Raw genomic sequence first — 18,045 nt, forward strand, 5'->3', positions numbered from 1 at the left:
TATAACAGATATTTCTCATGGCTCAAGCTATTAAACTGACTTATGTAAACTAAATTCCGTGAGAATAAACGGCGATATAGAAATGAGGTATGACTGTTTTGCCAGCCATACCTCGTTTTTCACAGTCGGCATGAATGCTTGTAACTGTTGAGAACTTTCGCAGTCACAATTACTTTACATAGTAGAATCCATCATCCGGCAGCTCACCGCCGACGGAGGCCGGGTTCTGGTCGTACAGAGCCTGAAGGTAACCGGAAAGTGCTGTTTTCATCTCATCACCGGAGATAAAGGTGATGTTGCAGTACGGAAGCGCTTTTTTCGCGATCGGAGCCTTTGCGACGATCTCAGCCTTTGCGATGAGCTCGGCTGCGGCATCCGGATCCTCCGCGGTGAAGGCGATGGATGCCTCATGTTCCTGTAAGAACGTATCGACGAGATCCTCGTGCTCCTTTAAGAAATCATTGTTTACAATGGTAACACCTGTTACAAGACGGCTTCCGGAACCTTCGCTCTGGACATTATCCCACTCTTTTGTGAGATCCATGATGATGGAGAGCTTTTCATTCTGGGCGAGAGCGGCAGTTACGAACGGCTGCGGAAGAAGACCGATGGCGTTCGGATCCTCAGCGAGGACGGAAGCAACCTCAGATGCCTCGGACTTGAATTCAAGAGTTACATCATCCTCTCCGAGTCCTGCGGCGGAGAGCACATAGCGGAGTGCGTATTCCGGAGTAGTTCCCTTTCCCGGAAGATATACGGTCTTTCCCTTTAACTGATCGATCGTTGTCACGGAGCTGTCGGCAGATACGAAGTAGAGAACGCCGAGAGTGTTGATATCGATCACGGAGATATTTTTGTTTGTCTTATTGTAGAGAACGCTTGCGACGTTCGCCGGAAGCAGGGCGATATCGACTTTTCCGCCTGCGACCATGGCGGTCATCTCGTCAGCCGCGGTGACCATAGTGAATTCGTAGCTGTTCTCGGACTCCCCGTTTGCGGCCTCGTCCATGAGCTTTACAAGTCCCATGGTGGTCGGACCCTTTAAACCGCCGACACGGACAACGGTCTCATCACCGGTGTTTTCGGCAGCGGACTCGGAAGCGGCTTCCGTTGTGGTCTCCTCAGCGGCAGTCGTTGTCTCCTCCGCGGAAGAAGCGGCAGCTGTTGTTTCGGTTGTGGATGATGAGCAGCCTGCAAGGAGAGATCCCGCGATCGCGGCAGCCATCATGACGGATAACATTTTTCTCATATACTTAGTTCCTCCTGAAAAAAATCTGACAGACACGGGTCTTGTCCCACTGTCTGCGTGAATGATAAATCCCCGGTATGCACACGAAAAGAGCATACCGGGGATCCTGAATATGACAGATATTCCCGTATCAGATTCTTTTCGTCTTTTCCCTCAGGACGGTTGACCTTTGGGGTTAGCACGACCGAACTAAATAGAATATATCATGGGGAGTTAGGAATGTCAATCCAACATGAGACTGGGGAAAAACATGTTTTAAAGGCGAAGGCTGCATATGCCAAACCGAAAATAATCGGAAACGGAGTGGCGGGAAAGAGGCGGAACCGGAACCTGACTTTGTGAAAAAAAGAGACAAAGAAAGCGGTGCTGGACAGCCGCATACTGCGAACAAATATCCGACACAGAAAGACAGAAAAACCCAGGAAAATACAAGAAATTTCGCTGCCTGTACTTTATTGTATACAATTTAAGAAAATAAGGTTTTTCCCCGGAATGCGTTGGATTATATACAATTTCCGACTTGCTTTGCAAAGGGGGATATGCGATAATATGATGCGAAAACATTAAAAATTAAGGTAAGATAGAGGATTCGAAATTTAGGAGGAAATGGTATGAAAACCAACGATGAGGCACTGCTTAAGATCAAGTATAACGTGCTGCGCACAGTTTCCAGGCTGGCTTTTGAGGGCAGACTCGAGGAAGAGAGAGACAATATCCCGTTCAAACTGATCCCGGGTCCAAAGGCACAGTTCCGCTGCTGTGTATACAAGGAGAGAGAGATCATCCGTCAGAGAATCCGTCTCGTGGAGGGAAAATGTCCGAGTGACAAACAGAGCGACAATATCATTCAGGTCATCTCTTCTGCATGTGAGGAGTGTCCGATCACAAGATTCGTTGTAACCGATAACTGTCAGAAATGTATGGGTAAAGCCTGTCAGAACGCATGTAACTTTGGTGCGATCTCGATCGGCCGCGACCGTGCCCATATCGATCCGAGTGTCTGTAAAGAGTGCGGACGCTGTGCTCAGGCATGTCCGTACAATGCGATCGCTGAGCTGATCCGTCCGTGCCGCCGTGCATGTCCGGTAGATGCGATCACAATGGATCCGGAGACCGGAATCTGCCAGATCGATGAAAAGAAATGTATCCAGTGCGGTGCCTGCGTAAGAAGCTGCCCGTTCGGTGCAATTTCCTCCAAGGTATATGTTGTACAGGTGATCGAGGCGATCAAGGCCGGCAAGAAGGTCGTTGCCATGGTTGCTCCGGCTGCTGAAGGTGAGTTCGGCCAGGATATCACAATGGAGAGCTGGCGTACTGCATTAAAGAAGGTTGGCTTTGCCGATATGGTAGAGGTTGCTGCCGGTGCTGATATGACAGCAGCTTACGAGGCAATGGAATGGGCAGAGGCATTTAAGGAAGGCAAGAAGATGACGACCTCCTGCTGTCCGGCATTTGTAAATATGATCAAGAAACACTACCCGACTCTGATCGATAATATGTCCACAACGGTATCCCCGATGTGCGCGGTATCCAGAATGTTAAAAGCGATCGATCCGGAGACAGTTACCGTATTTATCGGACCGTGTATGGCAAAGAAGTCTGAGGCGGCTGACAAGTCCATCGAGAACAATGCGGATTATGTTCTGACCTTCGGTGAGGCCATCGAAATGCTGCGCGGAAAAGAAGTTGAGCTTGAGCCGGCTGAGGAGACAAAGCAGGAAGGCAGTGTCTTCGGAAAACGCTTTGGCAATGGCGGCGGCGTGACAAACGCAGTGATCGAGTGCTTCAAGGAAAAAGGCGAGAACGCAGATGTTAAGGTTGCGCGCTGCAGCGGTGCGGCTGAGGTTAAGAAAGCCCTTCTTCTTCTCAAGGTCGGCAGACTTCCGGAAGACTTCATTGAGGGTATGATGTGCCAGGGCGGCTGCGTAGGCGGACCGAGCAACATGAAACAGGAGATGGCATTCAAGAAAGACCGTGACGCTGTGATTGCGAAGGCAGACGGCCGCGGAGTATGGGAGAACTTAAAGAATTACGATATGGATTCCTTCTCTATGCATCGCAGCTACGAGAAGCCGGAGGCTTGATGGCGGTTTCCTATAAGATTTAAATGAAATGAACAGCATGTATTTTTCGGATCGGTTTCCGTGAAATGCATGCCAGATGGCTATCGTGTCGGAGCGCTGGTCGGAAGATAACAGACAGCGGCAGGTATCGTTTTAGATACCTGCCGCTGTCTTTGCGTTTCATGAAATTGATAGGAGTATCCTTTATTTCCGGTTTTACTTTTAGAAGCTTTTGGAGTGTGGATTACAACCGACACTTATTGACCCGCTTGGAAGAAAGTTCTTCCACCTTTTTTAATGTCTTCGCCAGATTCGGATCCATATATTCCTCTTTTTCAAGGTTTTTCTGAGCTGTGGAAAGCATCAGCTTGATACGGTTTAACTGGTTTACCTCACTTGCGCCCGGGTCATAGTCGACGGCAATGATGTTGGCCTTGGGGTTCGCGTAGCGAAGTTCCTTGATAACCCCTTTTCCGACGATGTGGTTCGGCAGGCAGCCGAAAGGCTGAACGCAGACGATGTTGTTGACACCGCTCTTGATGAGCTCCAGCATCTCACCGGTCAGGAACCAGCCCTCACCGGTCTGGTTTCCAAGGGAGACAAAGCCGTTTGCCATCACTGCCAGATCCTTGATCCTTGAAGGCGGAGTGAAGTGAGTGCTCTTTTCAAGAGCAATTCTTGCGGCCTTTCTCATGTACTCGAGAAGGGAGATCGCCATGTTGCAGAGATGCGCCGTGGAGCGCTTCATTCCCAGATTATCTGCCTTGAAGTTGCTGTTGTAGAAGCAGTAAAGCAGGAAATCCATGAGATCCGGCATTACCGCCTCAGCGCCCTCGGACTCTAAGAGCTCCACGATGTGGTTGTTGGCGGTCGGTGAGAATTTCACGAGGATCTCTCCGACGATTCCGACCTTCGGTTTGTGGACATTCGTGCGCTCTAAGTTATCGAAGTCGTGGATGATGCCGCGGATATTCTTCACAAAGGTCATCATTCCGGCGCTCTTTGTGGAGAGTGCTTTGACACAGATATTCTTCCATTTCTCGTGGAGCGCATTTGCGGAGCCTGGAACGGCCTCGTAAGGTCTTGTAGCGTAGAGAACACGCATAAATACATCACCGTATACAACAGCCTGAAGAGCCTTCACAAGCATGGACGGCGTGTAGGTGAAGCCCGGGTTCGTCTCCATACCGTTCGCGTTGATGGAGATGACCGGGATCTGCGCCATTCCGGCTTTTTCCAAAGCGCGGCGGATAAATCCGATGTAGTTCGACGCACGGCAGCCGCCTCCGGTCTGGCTCATGAGGACGGCCGTGTGATCGAGATCATACTTTCCGGACAGCAGGGCATCCATGATCTGTCCGATGACGATCAGGGACGGATAGCAGGCATCGTTGTTTACATATTTCAATCCCGTATCCACGGCTGTCTTGTCATCGTTCTGGAGAACGACGAGGTTGTAGCCGAAGCTGCGGATTGCCGGTTCGATGAGCTCGAAGTGGATCGGGGACATCTGCGGGCAGAGTAGCGTATAGTTCTTTTTCATCTCCTTCGTGAAGATTACGCGGTTGTAGGAGCTGGACACGATATTTCTCGTGTAGCGGCGTTCCTCGCGGACGCGGAGGGCGGAGATCAAAGAACGGATACGGATCCTTGCGGCTCCGAGGTTGTTGACCTCATCGATCTTTAAGACCGTATAGATCTTCCCGGATCGGGTGAGAATATCACTGACCTGATCGGTGGTCACGGCGTCGAGACCGCAGCCGAAGGAGTTTAGCTGGACGAGATCCAGGTTATCCTGTGTCTTTACAAAGGCCGCCGCCGCATAGAGGCGGGAGTGGTACATCCACTGGTCGGTAACGACGAGCGGGCGCTCCACCTTTCCTAAATGGGATACGGAGTCCTCCGTGAGGACAGCGAAACCGTAGGAGGTGATCATATCGGCGATGCCGTGGTTGATCTCCGGATCGATGTGGTACGGACGTCCCGCAAGGACGATGCCGTGTTTTCCGGTGTCTTTTAAGTACTGTAAGACTTCCTCGCCTTTCTTCTCCACATCGGTTCTCGCCTGGGCGAGTTCATCCCAGGCCTTTTTAGCAGCCTTCTTCGTCTCGGATTCCGGAATATCGAATTCCTTCTTAAAGACTTCCTGAAGCTGCTTTGAAAGGACCGCCTCGCTTGTGAACGCCATGAACGGATTTAAGAACTTCACGTTCTTTTCCTTTAATTCCTCCATGTTGTTCTTGATGTTCTCCGAGTAGGAGGTGACCATCGGGCAGTTGTAGTGGTTTCCGGCTCCCGGAACCTCTTTCCGCTCGTAAGGAATACACGGATAGAAGATAAACGGCACATCGCGTTTGATGAGCCAGGAAATGTGTCCGTGGGCAAGCTTTGCCGGGTAACATTCAGACTCACTCGGGATCGTCTCGATGCCCAGCTCGTAGATCTGGTGGCTGGACTGTGGGGACAGCATCACGCGGAAGCCGAGCTCCTTAAAGAAGGTTGCCCAGTACGGGAAGTTCTCGTACATGTTGAGGACCCGCGGGATTCCCACAACGCCGCGGGTCGCCTTGTCGGCTGTCAGCGGCTCATAGTCGAAGAGTCTGTGATACTTCCATGTAAAGAGGTTCGGGATGTCACGTTTTGCCTTTTCCACGCCGAGACCGCGCTCACAGCGGTTTCCGGAAATATACTGACGTCCACCCTCGAACCGGTTGATCGTCAGGACACAGTGGTTTACGCATCCGCGGCAGCGGCTCATGGTTGTCGTGTAGGTCAAATTGATCATATCGTCCAGAGAGAGCATCGTCGTCTCATGGGGACGGTGCATGTAACGCTCACGGGCGATCAGTGCCGCGCCGAAGGCACCCATGATACCTGCGATATCCGGGCGGACGGCATTGCAGCCGGAGATCCGCTCGAAGCTTCGGAGGACTGCGTCATTGTAGAAGGTTCCGCCCTGTACAACGACGTTCTTTCCGAGATCACCGGCAGAAGTGATCTTGATGACCTTAAACAGGGCATTCTTGATCACCGAGTAAGCGAGGCCGGCGGAGATATCCGCAACGGAAGCGCCTTCTTTCTGCGCCTGTTTTACGTTGGAGTTCATGAATACGGTACATCTTGTTCCGAGATCCACCGGATTCTGGGCAAAAAGTGCCGCCTTTGCGAAATCCTGAACGCTGTAGTTTAAGGATTTTGCGAAGGTCTCGATGAAGGAACCGCAGCCGGAGGAACATGCCTCGTTGAGCTGGACACTGTCCACGGTGCCGTCCTTGATGCGGATACATTTCATATCCTGACCACCGATATCGAGGATGCAGTCTACGGACGGATCGAAGAATGCCGCCGCGTAGTAGTGGGAGATCGTCTCGACCTCGCCCTCATCCAGCATGAAGGCCGCCTTTAAGAGAGCCTCGCCGTAGCCGGTGGAGCAGGAGTAGGCGATCTTCGCGCTGTCCGGAAGCAGGGACTTGATCTCCTTTATGGAAGAGATCGCGGTCGCCAACGGGCTTCCGTTGTTGCTGCTGTAAAAGCTGTAGAGCAGGGAACCATCCTCGCCGACGAGTGCCACCTTCGTTGTGGTGGAACCGGCATCGATTCCTAAGAATACATTTCCCTCATAGGTGGAGAGGTCACCGCGGCGGACCTTGTACTGGTCATGGCGGTCGGTGAATTCCTTATAATCTGCCTCATCCTTAAATAAAGGCTGCATTCTCTTTACTTCAAATTTCATCTTGATGCCGCCGGAAAGATCTGCGATCAGCTTGTCAAGGGAGAAGATCTCCGCATCATCTTTTGCGTTCATGGCAGCGCCCGTGGCTGCAAAGAGGTGGGAGTGATCCGGAGCGATAATGGCGTCTCCGGTCAGATTTAAGGTGCGGATAAAGGCGTTCCGAAGTTCCGGTAAGAAGTGCAGCGGACCTCCGAGGAACGCTACGTTTCCGCGGATCGGCTTGCCGCAGGCGAGACCGCTGATGGTCTGGTTTACGACTGCCTGGAAGATCGAGGCGGCGAGGTCCTCACGGGTAGCCCCATCGTTGATCAGCGGCTGGATATCGGATTTCGCGAATACGCCGCAGCGGGCAGCGATCGGGTAGATCGCCTTATAATTCTTTGCATATTCATTCAGACCGGCAGCATCCGTCTGTAATAAGGAAGCCATCTGGTCGATAAAGGAACCGGTACCGCCGGCGCAGATCCCGTTCATACGCTGGTCGATCCCGCCTGTAAAGTAGATGATCTTCGCGTCCTCGCCGCCAAGCTCGATGGCGACATCCGTCCGCGGAGCATAGTCCTGAAGTGCGGTCGCAACCGCTACGACTTCCTGGACAAATGGAATATGTAAGTAACCCGACAGAGTAAGTCCGCCGGAACCTGTAATATTGGGCCGTAAAGAGAGTTCACCGAGTTCTCCCTTACACTTTTTCAGAAGCGAGGCCAGGGTTTCCTGGATATTGGCGTAATGCCGCTCATAATCCGCGAATAAAATTTTGTTGTTGTCGTCGATCACGGCAACTTTTACTGTAGTGGAACCGATATCGATTCCAAGACGATAGCATTGATTCATACGAGCGGGGAGTTCTCCCCATACCTCCTTTTCAACAGAAAAAAACGAGCCGTCCGCAAAAAGCAGGCAGCCAGCCGGAATGCGGGCATCAACATGCCGAACCGTTCAGCCATACAATTTTCTGCCGGAATCGGCACATAGCTGAACTGTTATGTCAAAATTCCGCACATAGTATAACACATTAAAAAAGGAAATACAATTGACGGAACTGGCATCTTGAGGTTAAAAACGGTTAAAATTCTGTAAAGAATGTGTAAAGATTTTAGGAGAAAGCGTTGCGGGGATGGATAGACATTCCAGTAACGATATCATAAAGCGTTTGACAAAAGAAACGGTTGGGAATTATAATACGGGGCGTAGGAGAAATAGATATTTCTATTAGGAAAGGAAAGCTTCAATGAATTTTATGAACAAGATGGAGCGGAAATTCGGACGGTACGCGATTCCGAATCTCATGTATTATATCGTGATCCTGTATGCGGTGGGCGTACTGGTCCAGATGATGGCACCGGCATTCTACATCCAGTACCTGATGTTGGATGCGAGGGCGATCCTTCACGGACAGATCTGGCGAGTCGTTACATTTATGATCTGGCCGCCGTCTGGCAGTCTTTTCTTCAACCTGATAGCGATCTACCTTTACTACAATCTGGGAATGACTCTGGAGCGGGTTTGGGGAACCTTCCGGTTTAATGTGTACTTTTTTATGGGTGTGATCGGTCATGTCCTTGCGGCGCTGCTGATCTACATCATTACAGGGCAGGTCTATATTCTCACCACAGATTATCTGAACTTTTCCCTGTTTTTTGCATTTGCGGCCACATTCCCGGAAATGCAGTTTTACCTGTTTTTTGTACTTCCGATCAAGGCGAAGTATCTGGCACTTTTTGATGGACTCTACTTCGTCTATGGATTCCTTTTCGGCGGCATGTCGCAGAGAATTGCGATCGTTATGTCTTTACTTAATTTTATCGTATACCTCTTCATGTCCAGGGGGAGCCGTCTGAATCCAAAGGAAATTCGGAGAAAACAGGTCTTTCACTCACAGATGCGCGAGGCGCAGAAGACAGCGGAAAAGATCGGACGACACCGCTGTGCTGTTTGCGGACGTACGGAGGAGGACGACCCGAATCTTGTATTCCGCTACTGCTCCAAGTGCGAAGGCGACTATGAATACTGTCAGGACCACCTGTATACCCACAAACATGTAACAAAAGGCGGGATGGATCCAAGACAGGCAAACAGCAATCAGGAGGCATAACATGAAGAAAACAAAAATTATCTGTACCATGGGACCGAACAGCGATGACAGAGAGGTCATGAAACAGCTGCTCTTAAACGGAATGGATGTTGCCCGTTTTAACTTCTCCCATGGAACGCACGATGAGCAGAGAGCCCGCTACAAACAGCTCCGCGAGGTTGCGGAAGAGGTTGGAAAACCGGTAGCAGCTCTTCTTGATACAAAGGGACCGGAGATCCGTACCGGTGTTTTAAAGGACGGAAAGAAGGTAACACTGACAGCAGGCGAGGAGATCATCCTTACAACAGAGGATATCGTCGGTGACGCAAAGAGAGTCCACATCAATTACAATGGCTTAAATGAGGACGTAACAGAGGGCAACGTGATCCTGATCGATGACGGCCTGATCGAGCTTCATGTTGAGCGTGTTGAGGGAACCGAGATCTACTGCAGGATCATGAACGGCGGCGAGCTTGGAGAGAGAAAGGGCGTAAACGTTCCGAACGTAAAGATCAAGCTTCCGGCGTTAACAGACAAAGATAAGGAAGATATCCGTTTCGGTATCGAGCTTGGGTTCGACTATATCGCGGCTTCCTTCATTCGTTCCGCAGACGCGATCCGTGAGATCCGCCAGATGTTAGATGAGGGCGGTTCCTCAATGGGAATCATCGCGAAGATCGAGAACGCTGAGGGACTTGAGAACCTTGACGAGATCATCGAGGCCAGCGACGGAATCATGGTAGCCCGCGGAGATCTGGGCGTTGAGATCGCACCGGAGAAGCTTCCGCACCTTCAGAAAATGATGATTAAAAAGTGCAGCGCCGCATGTAAGGTCGTTATCACAGCGACCCAGATGCTGGATTCCATGATCCGTAACCCGAGACCGACCCGTGCGGAGGTTTCTGACGTTGCGAACGCTGTATATGACGGAACAGACGTCGTTATGTTATCCGGTGAGACTGCAAACGGTAAATATCCGGTCGAGGCATTAAAGATGATGGCTCATATCGTTGAGGAGACCGAGTCCCATATGAGCGGTGATTTCTACGAGAAGAGAACCGTATCCGATGATAACCGCCACAATATTTCCAATGCGGTGAGCTATGCGTCCGTCGCAACGGCACAGTCCCTTGATGCAGCGGTTATCATTGCACCGAGCATCAGCGGCTATACGGCGAGAATGCTTTCCAAGTGGCATCCGTCAACAAAACTTGTAGGAATGTCCCCGAGTATCTCCGCAGTCCGAAAGATGATGCTCTACTGGGGTGTAACTCCGTTCCAGGCAAAGAGAGCGGAATCCACTGACACTTTAATTGAGAACAGTATTGACATTTTAAAAGAGAATGGTATTGTAAAAACAGGCGATATCGCAGTTGTAACCGCAGGAGTCGTTGATTATGCGAAAAGACATGAGCCGGCTGCTTCTACAAACATCATGCGTGTTGTAAATATCGACTAACACTGACTAACGAAGGAGAGAACGTACATGGAGAAGAAACCGTTTGTAACGAAGGAACAGCTGGAGGAGATCGCGAAGACCTATCCGACCCCGTTTTATCTTTACGATGAGAAGGGAATCCGCGAGAATGCCCTGAAATTAAAAGAGGCATTTTCCTGGAATAAGGGATTCAGGGAATACTTTGCGGTAAAAGCGACACCGAATCCGTTTATTTTAAAAATACTTCAGGAGCTTGGATGCGGAACAGACTGCTCTTCCAAGACAGAACTTTTAATGTCTGATGCCTGCGGTTTTTCCGGACATGACATCATGTTCTCCTCAAACGATACACCACCGGAAGAGTTCAAGCTCGCGTATGACCTCGGCGCGATCATCAACCTGGACGATTTCACTCACATCGAGTGCCTCGAGAAGACCATCGGAACGATTCCGGAGACGATCTGCTGCCGCTTCAATTCGGGTGGATTATTCAAGGTAGCGACTGATATCATGGATAACCCGGGTGACGCGAAGTATGGCATGACGGAGGCTCAGATCACTGAGGCGTATAAGATCTTAAAGGCAAAGGGCGCGAAGAACTTCGGTATCCACGCGTTCCTGGCAAGCAACACAGTGACGAACGAGTACTATCCGATTCTCGCGAAGATCCTCTTTGAGCTTGCTGTGAAGTTAAAGAAGGAGACCGGCGCTGATATCAAGTTCATCAACCTCTCCGGCGGAATCGGTATCCCGTACAGACCGGATCAGGAGCCGAATGATATCAAAGTCATCGGTGAGAGCGTAAGAAAGGTTTACGAGGAAGTTCTCGTTCCGGCAGGAATGGGTGACGTGGCGATCTTCACAGAGCTTGGCCGCTTCATGCTGGCTCCGTACGGTGCTCTCGTGACAAGAGCGATCCATGAGAAGCATACCTATAAGGAGTACATCGGCGTCGATGCGTGTGCGGTAAACCTGATGCGCCCGGCTATGTACGGCGCTTATCACCATATCACGGTTATGGGAAAAGAGAACGAGCCCTGCGACCACAAGTACGATGTGACAGGTTCCCTCTGCGAGAACAACGATAAGTTTGCAATCGACCGTATGCTTCCGAAGATCGATAAGGGCGATCTGCTCTTTATCCACGATGCAGGCGCACACGGATTCGCGATGGGTTACAACTATAACGGTAAATTAAAGAGCGCGGAGCTTCTTCTCAAGGAAGACGGCAGTGTCCAGATGATCCGCCGTGCAGAGACTCCGAAGGATTATTTTGCTACATTTGATTTCTGCGATATTCTTAAGAATGTCAGAAACGTGTAAGAAACAGACGGCTGATCTGGACCGGCGTGGCGGACAGCAGTTAAAAACAGAGAGACGGTACTTAGCCCTGGAACGAGTTGAGTGCCGTCTCTTTTTTATGTGCTAAAGATGCACACTCGTGCGAAGATGCAGATTGCCGCAAGTGACCGCGCGAGGCGCCGATGGTGGCCGGGAACAAGGTTTAAGCATGGGAAGTGGGAGATCTTTCTGGAAAAATGGCATGAAAAAACCCTGTACATATTGTACAGGGATTCATCATTTAGGATTTCAATTTCAAAAAGGTTTAGGATAAAGGATTTAAAATATCTCGTGCATTTCTTATGGTTAAAGTATAGCACATCACCCCGGAAAATGATTGTATATTCTTTGAATGAATTATTAAGATTTCTTTAAGATTCGGAAGCTGTTTTCGAAGAATGTGGAAAAGTGTCGGAAATACTGCAAATTGTGGGTGGGGATATGCACAGATGTATATTTTGGGCAGTAGCGCAAGACGAAGTGTTTATGAATATCCTGTAAGTAAGAGGAATAGAATAGAGGAATCTTACATGTGAACCATATTAAAGATCAGATCCGCTGCGGCGCGGCTTACCGCCTGGGACTCACTGGAAAAGGCATCGGCGTGGCGGTTTTGGATACCGGGATCTTTCTTCACCGGGATTTTGACAGCCGGGTGACCGGGTTCGCAGACATGGTGAATGGGAAGAACTTCGCCTACGATGACTGTGGGCATGGGACCCATATCTGCGGGATCATCGGCGGCAGCGGGCGCATGTCCGGCGGGCGGTACAGCGGGATCGCGCCGGGCTGTGACCTCGTTATGGTGAAGGTCCTGGATCGGAAAGGAAATGGATATTCTTCGGATGTCCTGGCGGGAATCTCCTGGATCTTAGAGAGAAAGGAAAAGCTTGGCATCCGGATCTTAAATATATCGGTGGGTGCCTGCTCGAAGCGGGGGATGAGCGAAAATTCCGCCCTGGTGAAAGGCGTGAACCGGGCATGGGATGCCGGGCTTGTTGTGGTGGTGGCGGCGGGAAACAATGGTCCCAGGACCATGAGCATCACGACACCGGGGATCAGCCGGAAGGTGATCACGGTCGGCTGTTCGGACGATGACCGGGAGGTACTGGTCGGTGGAAACCGGATGGTGGATTATTCCGGCCGCGGCCCCACGGCGGCCTGCATCTGCAAACCGGATCTCGTTGCACCGGGCTGCAGCGTTGTGAGCTGCTCCAGCAGAGCCGACAAATATACCATCAAGAGCGGAACTTCCATGAGCACACCGATCGTCTCCGGAGCCGTCGCTCTTTTACTGGAACGGTTTCCGGACATGACAAATAAGGATGTGAAACTGAGACTGAGGGAAAGTTCGGTGGATATCGGGCTGCCGAGAAACCAGCAGGGATGGGGACTGTTGGATGTGGGGAAAATGATCGGAAAATAGATGTTGAAATATTTTTATGAGTGTGTTATATTACCTGTAAAGAGGTGTCACCGATAGACGGTTGATCCTGAACTTTATGTTGAAAAAATAACCGTTCGATTTGTCAGGTCGGGGCGGTTATTTTTTTGCATTTACAGTATCTTTTCCAAGCGTATACCCCAGTCCGAAACAAGCAAGACCGAAGCTCACGACCGCAATGAAATCAATAATGCTCATGGCATCCCCTCCTTTCCATAAGATTCCTTTACAGGTTCTATGTAATTCGGGGACCAACCGCCTACCGTTATGGTGACACCATGAGAAAATTCTACCATAATCTACAGATTCTATCAATCGACTCCAGTATAAAAACAACTCATTTTTTAATTATATTTTGTTCCTGTTTAAATACACAATTTTACACAGATTTTACATAACCCCTGTCAAGCATTTTACATTTCCTTGATATTCTGATACATGGTAAGAAAGAAATGTAAAAAGTTAATGAATGATCAAAATTTTGAAGAGGGGAAATTTATGGATTTTTTTGGTGTATTGACGATGCTTGGCGGGCTCGCGCTGTTCCTTTACGGAATGGAGACTATGGGGAAAGGTCTCGAAAAGCTTTCCGGTGGAAGGCTGGAAAGAATTCTTGAAAAACTGACATCAAATCCGATCAAGGCGGTCCTTTTAGGAGCGGGAGTTACGGCGATCATCCAGTCGTCATCCGCAACCACCGTCATGGTCGTAGGTTTCGTAAACTCCGGTATCATGAAGCTGACCCAGGCGGTCGGCATCATCATGGGTGCGAACATCGGAACGACGGTGACGTCCTGGCTCTTAAGCCTTACCGGAATTGAGAGTGGAAATTTCTTTGTACAGCTGTTAAAGCCGACATCATTTTCACCGATTCTGGCACTCATCGGCGTCTGTTTTATCATGTTCTCCAAGAAGGAGAAGAAAAAAGATGCAGGAACCATCATGATCGGTTTCGCGATTTTAATGACCGGAATGGAGACAATGAGCGGTGCCGTCAAACCGTTGGCAAATGTCCCGGAATTTACCGGAATCCTGACAATGTTCTCAAACCCGGTCCTCGGAATGATCGCAGGCGCTGTCCTCACAGCGATCATCCAGAGCTCCTCTGCGTCCGTCGGTATTCTTCAGGCGTTATGTGCCACAGGGGCGGTAAATTTCAGTACTGCGCTCCCGATCATTATGGGACAGAATATCGGAACCTGTGTGACAGCGATGCTCTCCAGCATCGGTGCCTCAAAGAACGCAAAGCGCGCGGCGCTGGTCCATCTTTACTTTAATATTATCGGTACCGTTATTTTTATGATCGTCTTTTATACGATCAACGCGGTCGTTCATTTTTCCTTCCTGGACACAGCGGCAAACGCTATGGGAATTGCCGTGATCCACAGCAGCTTTAATATAGCGGCAACGATCATGCTTCTTCCGTTCGGCAGTGGCCTTGTAAAACTTGCATGTCTCACGATCCCGGAAGAGAAGAAGGAAGCTCCGGCTCAGAATCAGGAAAAAGACGCGTTCCGTCTTCTCGACCAGCGTTTCCTCGACACGCCGGCTTTTGCGGTTGAACAGTGCCGTCAGACGACGATCCAGATGGCGAAGCTTGCACGGGAATGCTTCTTCACGGCGGTGGATCTGCTTCACGGCTATGATGACGAAAAGGCAGCCCGTGTGGAGGCCCTGGAAAACCTTGTGGACCGCTATGAGGATGAGCTTGGAACTTACATGGTAAAGCTTGGCGGAAAGAATCTTTCCAAGTCAGACAGCCATACCGTATCCCTGCTTTTACACTGTATCGGAGATTTTGAGCGTATTTCCGATCACGGCATGAACCTGAAAGCTTCCGCAAAAGAGATGAAGGAAAAAGAAATGCAGTTCTCCAGCAAGGCAGAGAAGGAACTTGGCATATTCTTCGACGCGGTAAAGGAGATCCTGAACCTGTCCATCGATGCCTTTGAGACGAACAATACGGATGAGGCAGCCAGAGTGGAGCCTCTTGAGGAGGTCATCGACGATATCAATACCGTCGTAAAGGCAAACCATATCCGAAGACTTCAGAAGGGAAAATGCACGATCGAGCAGGGATTTGTGCTTTCTGATATTTCCATGAATCTGGAGCGTGTTTCCGACCATTGCTCCAACATCGCAGTCAGCGTCATTGAGATCGACCGTGACGGTTTTGATACCCACGGTTACCTTGACAACCTGAAGCGTGACGGAGATCCGCATTTCGCGGCGATGGTAGAGCAGTACCGCGGCAAATATATGCTTCCGGTATAGGAAAATATGTAGTAGAATGTTTTTAGTGCTGAACAGTAATACAGAAAGTGAGACAGGAGGAAAGGACCATGGCTCTGATCTATGCGGTAGAAGATGATAAAAATATTCTGGAGATTGAGATGTTCGCGCTAAAGAACAGCGGATATCAGGTGGAAGGATTTGAATGTGCCCGCGATTTTTATAAAAAGCTGGAAGAGAAGCAGCCGGATCTTGCCCTTTTGGACATTATGCTGCCGGACGAGGACGGACTGGAGATCGTTGCAAAGCTCCGCCGCCGCCCGGAGACGAAAAAGCTTCCGATCATCATGGTGACGGCAAAGAGTACCGAGATCGACAAGGTAAAGGGACTTGATGTCGGAGCGGATGATTACCTGACAAAGCCTTTTGGTGTCATGGAGCTGATCGCCAGAGTAAAGGCGGTGCTCAGAAGGACGATGGAGGAAGATAAATTCCTGACCCTGGGGGATATCTTCCTGGATGATGAGAAACATATGGTATACGTGAAGGATGTTCCGTGCAGCCTGACATTTAAGGAATATGAGCTGTTAAAGCTCCTGCTCCACAATGCGGGGATCGTAGTGACGCGAGAGATCATTTTAGAGCGCGTCTGGGGAATCGACTTTGAAGGTGAGTCGAGAACTCTGGACATGCATATCCGGACGCTCAGACAGAAACTCGGTGAAGCGGGTTCCATGATCCGCACTGTGAGAAATGTGGGGTATATGATCGAATGAAACGGAAAATCCATATGGAACTTCTGGCCACGGCAGTGTTCGCAATTTTACTGACACTGCTGTGTGCCTTATTTGTTTTTTACGGGGTCTACCGGAAACAGGTCATCGGGGATCTGAAGGCTGATGCCCTCGTCATGAAAAACCTGCATATCTTTGACAATATTTCCGATCTGCACCCGGATGCCTACGACCTGAACCCGGATACGCTGCGCATCACGGTGGTGAATGCCAACGGGAGCGTTATTTTTGACAGCAACGCGGATTTTTCTGTGATGGAGAACCATGAAGGCCGCCCGGAGATCCTCATGGCGGCGAAGGTCGGAGAAGGAAGCGGAACCCGTCGGTCCACAACGCTGGATAAAAATCTGTTCTACTATGCGATCCGACTGGATAACGGACGGATCTTAAGGATCGCGAGGGAGGGCGACAATATTTTTGCCCTGACCCAGAACATGATGATGACGGTAGTCGGAGTATTTGTCCTTCTCTTTTTCTTCTGTATCATGATGGCTAATTACTTTACGAAGAACCTTGTGGCGCCGATCGAGCAGATGGCGGAGAATCTTTCGGAGCCGGGGACGCAGGCGGCCTATAAGGAGCTGGTACCGTTTATGAATAAGATCCGGCAGCAGCATGAGGATATCTTAAAGAGCTCCCAGGTCCGGCAGGAATTTACGGCGAACGTGTCCCATGAGCTCAAGACCCCGCTCACGGCGATCTCCGGCTATGCGGAACTGATCGAACACGGCATGTCCGGGGAGAATACAGAACGGTTTGCGTCGGAGATCCATAAAAACGCGGCGAGACTTCTGACCCTGATCAATGATATCATCCAGCTTTCCCAGCTTGACGGCGGAAAGAAAGATGTAGAGTATAGAGATCTGGATCTGTTTCCGCTGGCGAGAGAATGTGTGGACATGCTCCAGATGAATGCCCAGAAACAGAACGTGACGATCCGGGTCCAGGGCGGAGAAGCACCGGTTTTCGCGGATAAGCAGCTGATGGAGGAATTGATCTATAATCTTTGCGACAACGCGATCCGGTACAATAAAAAGGACGGAACTGTGACGGTGACGACCGGCATTGAGAACGGGCATACGTTCCTTTCTGTGAAGGACACCGGAATCGGTATCTCTGCGGAACATCAGGAGCGTGTATTTGAGCGATTCTACCGTGTGGATAAGAGCCGCTCGAAGGCGACGGGAGGAACCGGTCTGGGACTTGCGATCGTAAAGCACATCGTTGCCCAGCACGGGGCAAAATTGACCCTTGAGAGTGAGCAGGGCAAGGGAACGGAGATCCGCGTAGAGTTCTCGGAGGCGTTAAAGCAGCATGAGATTGAAACTGCAAAACAGCGTCAGGAGGTTCATGCGGAGCGGTCAGAAAATGGTTCGTCAGATTGAAGCAAAAGACAGATGATCTGCAGGTCATATGTGACAATATTTACAAAAATTACAAAATTTGCTGCTTTACTTCAAAAACACGTTGATACAGAAGGAAAACTGTGATAGTATGTAACACATAAGTGCAGTCCAGGCGGACAAACGTCCGTCTGGACACTCTGGAGAGTCTCCGTATGGAGCGCCGAAGGTGTAAGACCGGTTCATGTCCATGGTATCGGTCGATCTCTCAGGCAAAAGGACAGGGCATACAAATAACCACAATGGGGCAACTCCCCGTTGTATGCAAATGTTC

The 18,045-nt window shown here is 50.1% G+C and carries 10 protein-coding genes and 1 riboswitch; of the genes, 8 read left to right on the forward strand and 2 right to left on the reverse strand.

The features are described 5' to 3' along the window. Window positions 1-169: 169 nt before the first annotated feature. Entirely contained in the window at window positions 170-1,249 is a 1,080-nt protein-coding gene (locus GPK83_RS05790) for an ABC transporter substrate-binding protein (protein WP_215704250.1), read from the reverse strand. 611 nt (window positions 1,250-1,860) lie between these two features. Between GPK83_RS05790 and GPK83_RS05795 the strand changes: the two genes are divergently transcribed. Next, window positions 1,861-3,333, forward strand: a complete 1,473-nt coding sequence (locus tag GPK83_RS05795) for a 4Fe-4S dicluster domain-containing protein (RefSeq protein ID WP_215704251.1) — start codon at window positions 1,861-1,863, stop codon at window positions 3,331-3,333. A gap of 223 nt (window positions 3,334-3,556) precedes the next feature. Here GPK83_RS05795 and GPK83_RS05800 read toward each other — a convergent pair whose 3' ends face one another. Then, window positions 3,557-7,879: a 2-hydroxyacyl-CoA dehydratase gene (locus GPK83_RS05800; RefSeq protein WP_215704252.1), complete on the reverse strand. Its 4,323-nt coding sequence runs from the start codon at window positions 7,877-7,879 to the stop codon at window positions 3,557-3,559. A 397-nt stretch (window positions 7,880-8,276) separates the two neighbouring features. Here GPK83_RS05800 and GPK83_RS05805 point away from each other — a divergent pair, with 397 nt between their 5' ends. The 7 genes from GPK83_RS05805 to GPK83_RS05835 all read left to right on the forward strand — a co-directional run bounded on the left by GPK83_RS05805 (window position 8,277) and on the right by GPK83_RS05835 (window position 17,753). Continuing rightward, window positions 8,277-9,140 (forward strand): hypothetical protein, encoded by an 864-nt coding sequence (locus tag GPK83_RS05805; RefSeq protein ID WP_015552362.1) that lies wholly within the window; start codon window positions 8,277-8,279, stop codon window positions 9,138-9,140. Between the two features lies 1 nt (window position 9,141). Further along, complete coding sequence (gene pyk, locus GPK83_RS05810) at window positions 9,142-10,578, forward strand: pyruvate kinase (RefSeq protein WP_015552363.1); 1,437 nt, start codon at window positions 9,142-9,144, stop codon at window positions 10,576-10,578. A 27-nt stretch (window positions 10,579-10,605) separates the two neighbouring features. Continuing rightward, a complete protein-coding gene (locus tag GPK83_RS05815) occupies window positions 10,606-11,880 on the forward strand; it encodes a diaminopimelate decarboxylase (RefSeq protein WP_215704253.1) in 1,275 nt (424 codons plus the stop codon). 550 nt (window positions 11,881-12,430) lie between these two features. Then, window positions 12,431-13,324, forward strand: coding sequence for a S8 family peptidase (locus GPK83_RS05820; protein WP_242994058.1), 894 nt, complete (start codon window positions 12,431-12,433; stop codon window positions 13,322-13,324). A 516-nt stretch (window positions 13,325-13,840) separates the two neighbouring features. After that, window positions 13,841-15,616 (forward strand): Na/Pi cotransporter family protein, encoded by a 1,776-nt coding sequence (locus tag GPK83_RS05825; RefSeq protein ID WP_215704254.1) that lies wholly within the window; start codon window positions 13,841-13,843, stop codon window positions 15,614-15,616. 68 nt (window positions 15,617-15,684) lie between these two features. Then, on the forward strand, window positions 15,685-16,350 hold the full coding sequence (locus tag GPK83_RS05830; protein ID WP_015552367.1) for a response regulator transcription factor: 666 nt from the start codon (window positions 15,685-15,687) through the stop codon (window positions 16,348-16,350). A gap of 14 nt (window positions 16,351-16,364) precedes the next feature. Next, window positions 16,365-17,753, forward strand: a complete 1,389-nt coding sequence (locus tag GPK83_RS05835; RefSeq protein WP_345941780.1) for an ATP-binding protein — start codon at window positions 16,365-16,367, stop codon at window positions 17,751-17,753. Window positions 17,754-17,901: 148 nt separating this feature from the next. After that, window positions 17,902-18,005, forward strand: a riboswitch (glycine riboswitch). Window positions 18,006-18,045: the final 40 nt, after the last annotated feature.

The sequence above is a fragment of the Clostridium sp. MCC328 genome, from assembly GCF_018785465.1.
Classification (GTDB): domain Bacteria; phylum Bacillota; class Clostridia; order Lachnospirales; family Lachnospiraceae; genus Pilosibacter; species Pilosibacter fragilis.

Coding starts and splice junctions, on each gene's coding strand:
- GPK83_RS05790 (WP_215704250.1), bottom strand. CDS start 1,249: ATGAGAAAAATGTTATCCGTCATGATGGCTGCCGCGATCGCGGGATCT.
- GPK83_RS05815 (WP_215704253.1), top strand. CDS start 10,606: ATGGAGAAGAAACCGTTTGTAACGAAGGAACAGCTGGAGGAGATCGCG.
- GPK83_RS05795 (WP_215704251.1), top strand. CDS start 1,861: ATGAAAACCAACGATGAGGCACTGCTTAAGATCAAGTATAACGTGCTG.
- GPK83_RS05825 (WP_215704254.1), top strand. CDS start 13,841: ATGGATTTTTTTGGTGTATTGACGATGCTTGGCGGGCTCGCGCTGTTC.
- GPK83_RS05805 (WP_015552362.1), top strand. CDS start 8,277: ATGAATTTTATGAACAAGATGGAGCGGAAATTCGGACGGTACGCGATT.
- pyk (WP_015552363.1), top strand. CDS start 9,142: ATGAAGAAAACAAAAATTATCTGTACCATGGGACCGAACAGCGATGAC.
- GPK83_RS05800 (WP_215704252.1), bottom strand. CDS start 7,879: ATGAATCAATGCTATCGTCTTGGAATCGATATCGGTTCCACTACAGTA.
- GPK83_RS05835 (WP_345941780.1), top strand. CDS start 16,365: ATGGAACTTCTGGCCACGGCAGTGTTCGCAATTTTACTGACACTGCTG.
- GPK83_RS05830 (WP_015552367.1), top strand. CDS start 15,685: ATGGCTCTGATCTATGCGGTAGAAGATGATAAAAATATTCTGGAGATT.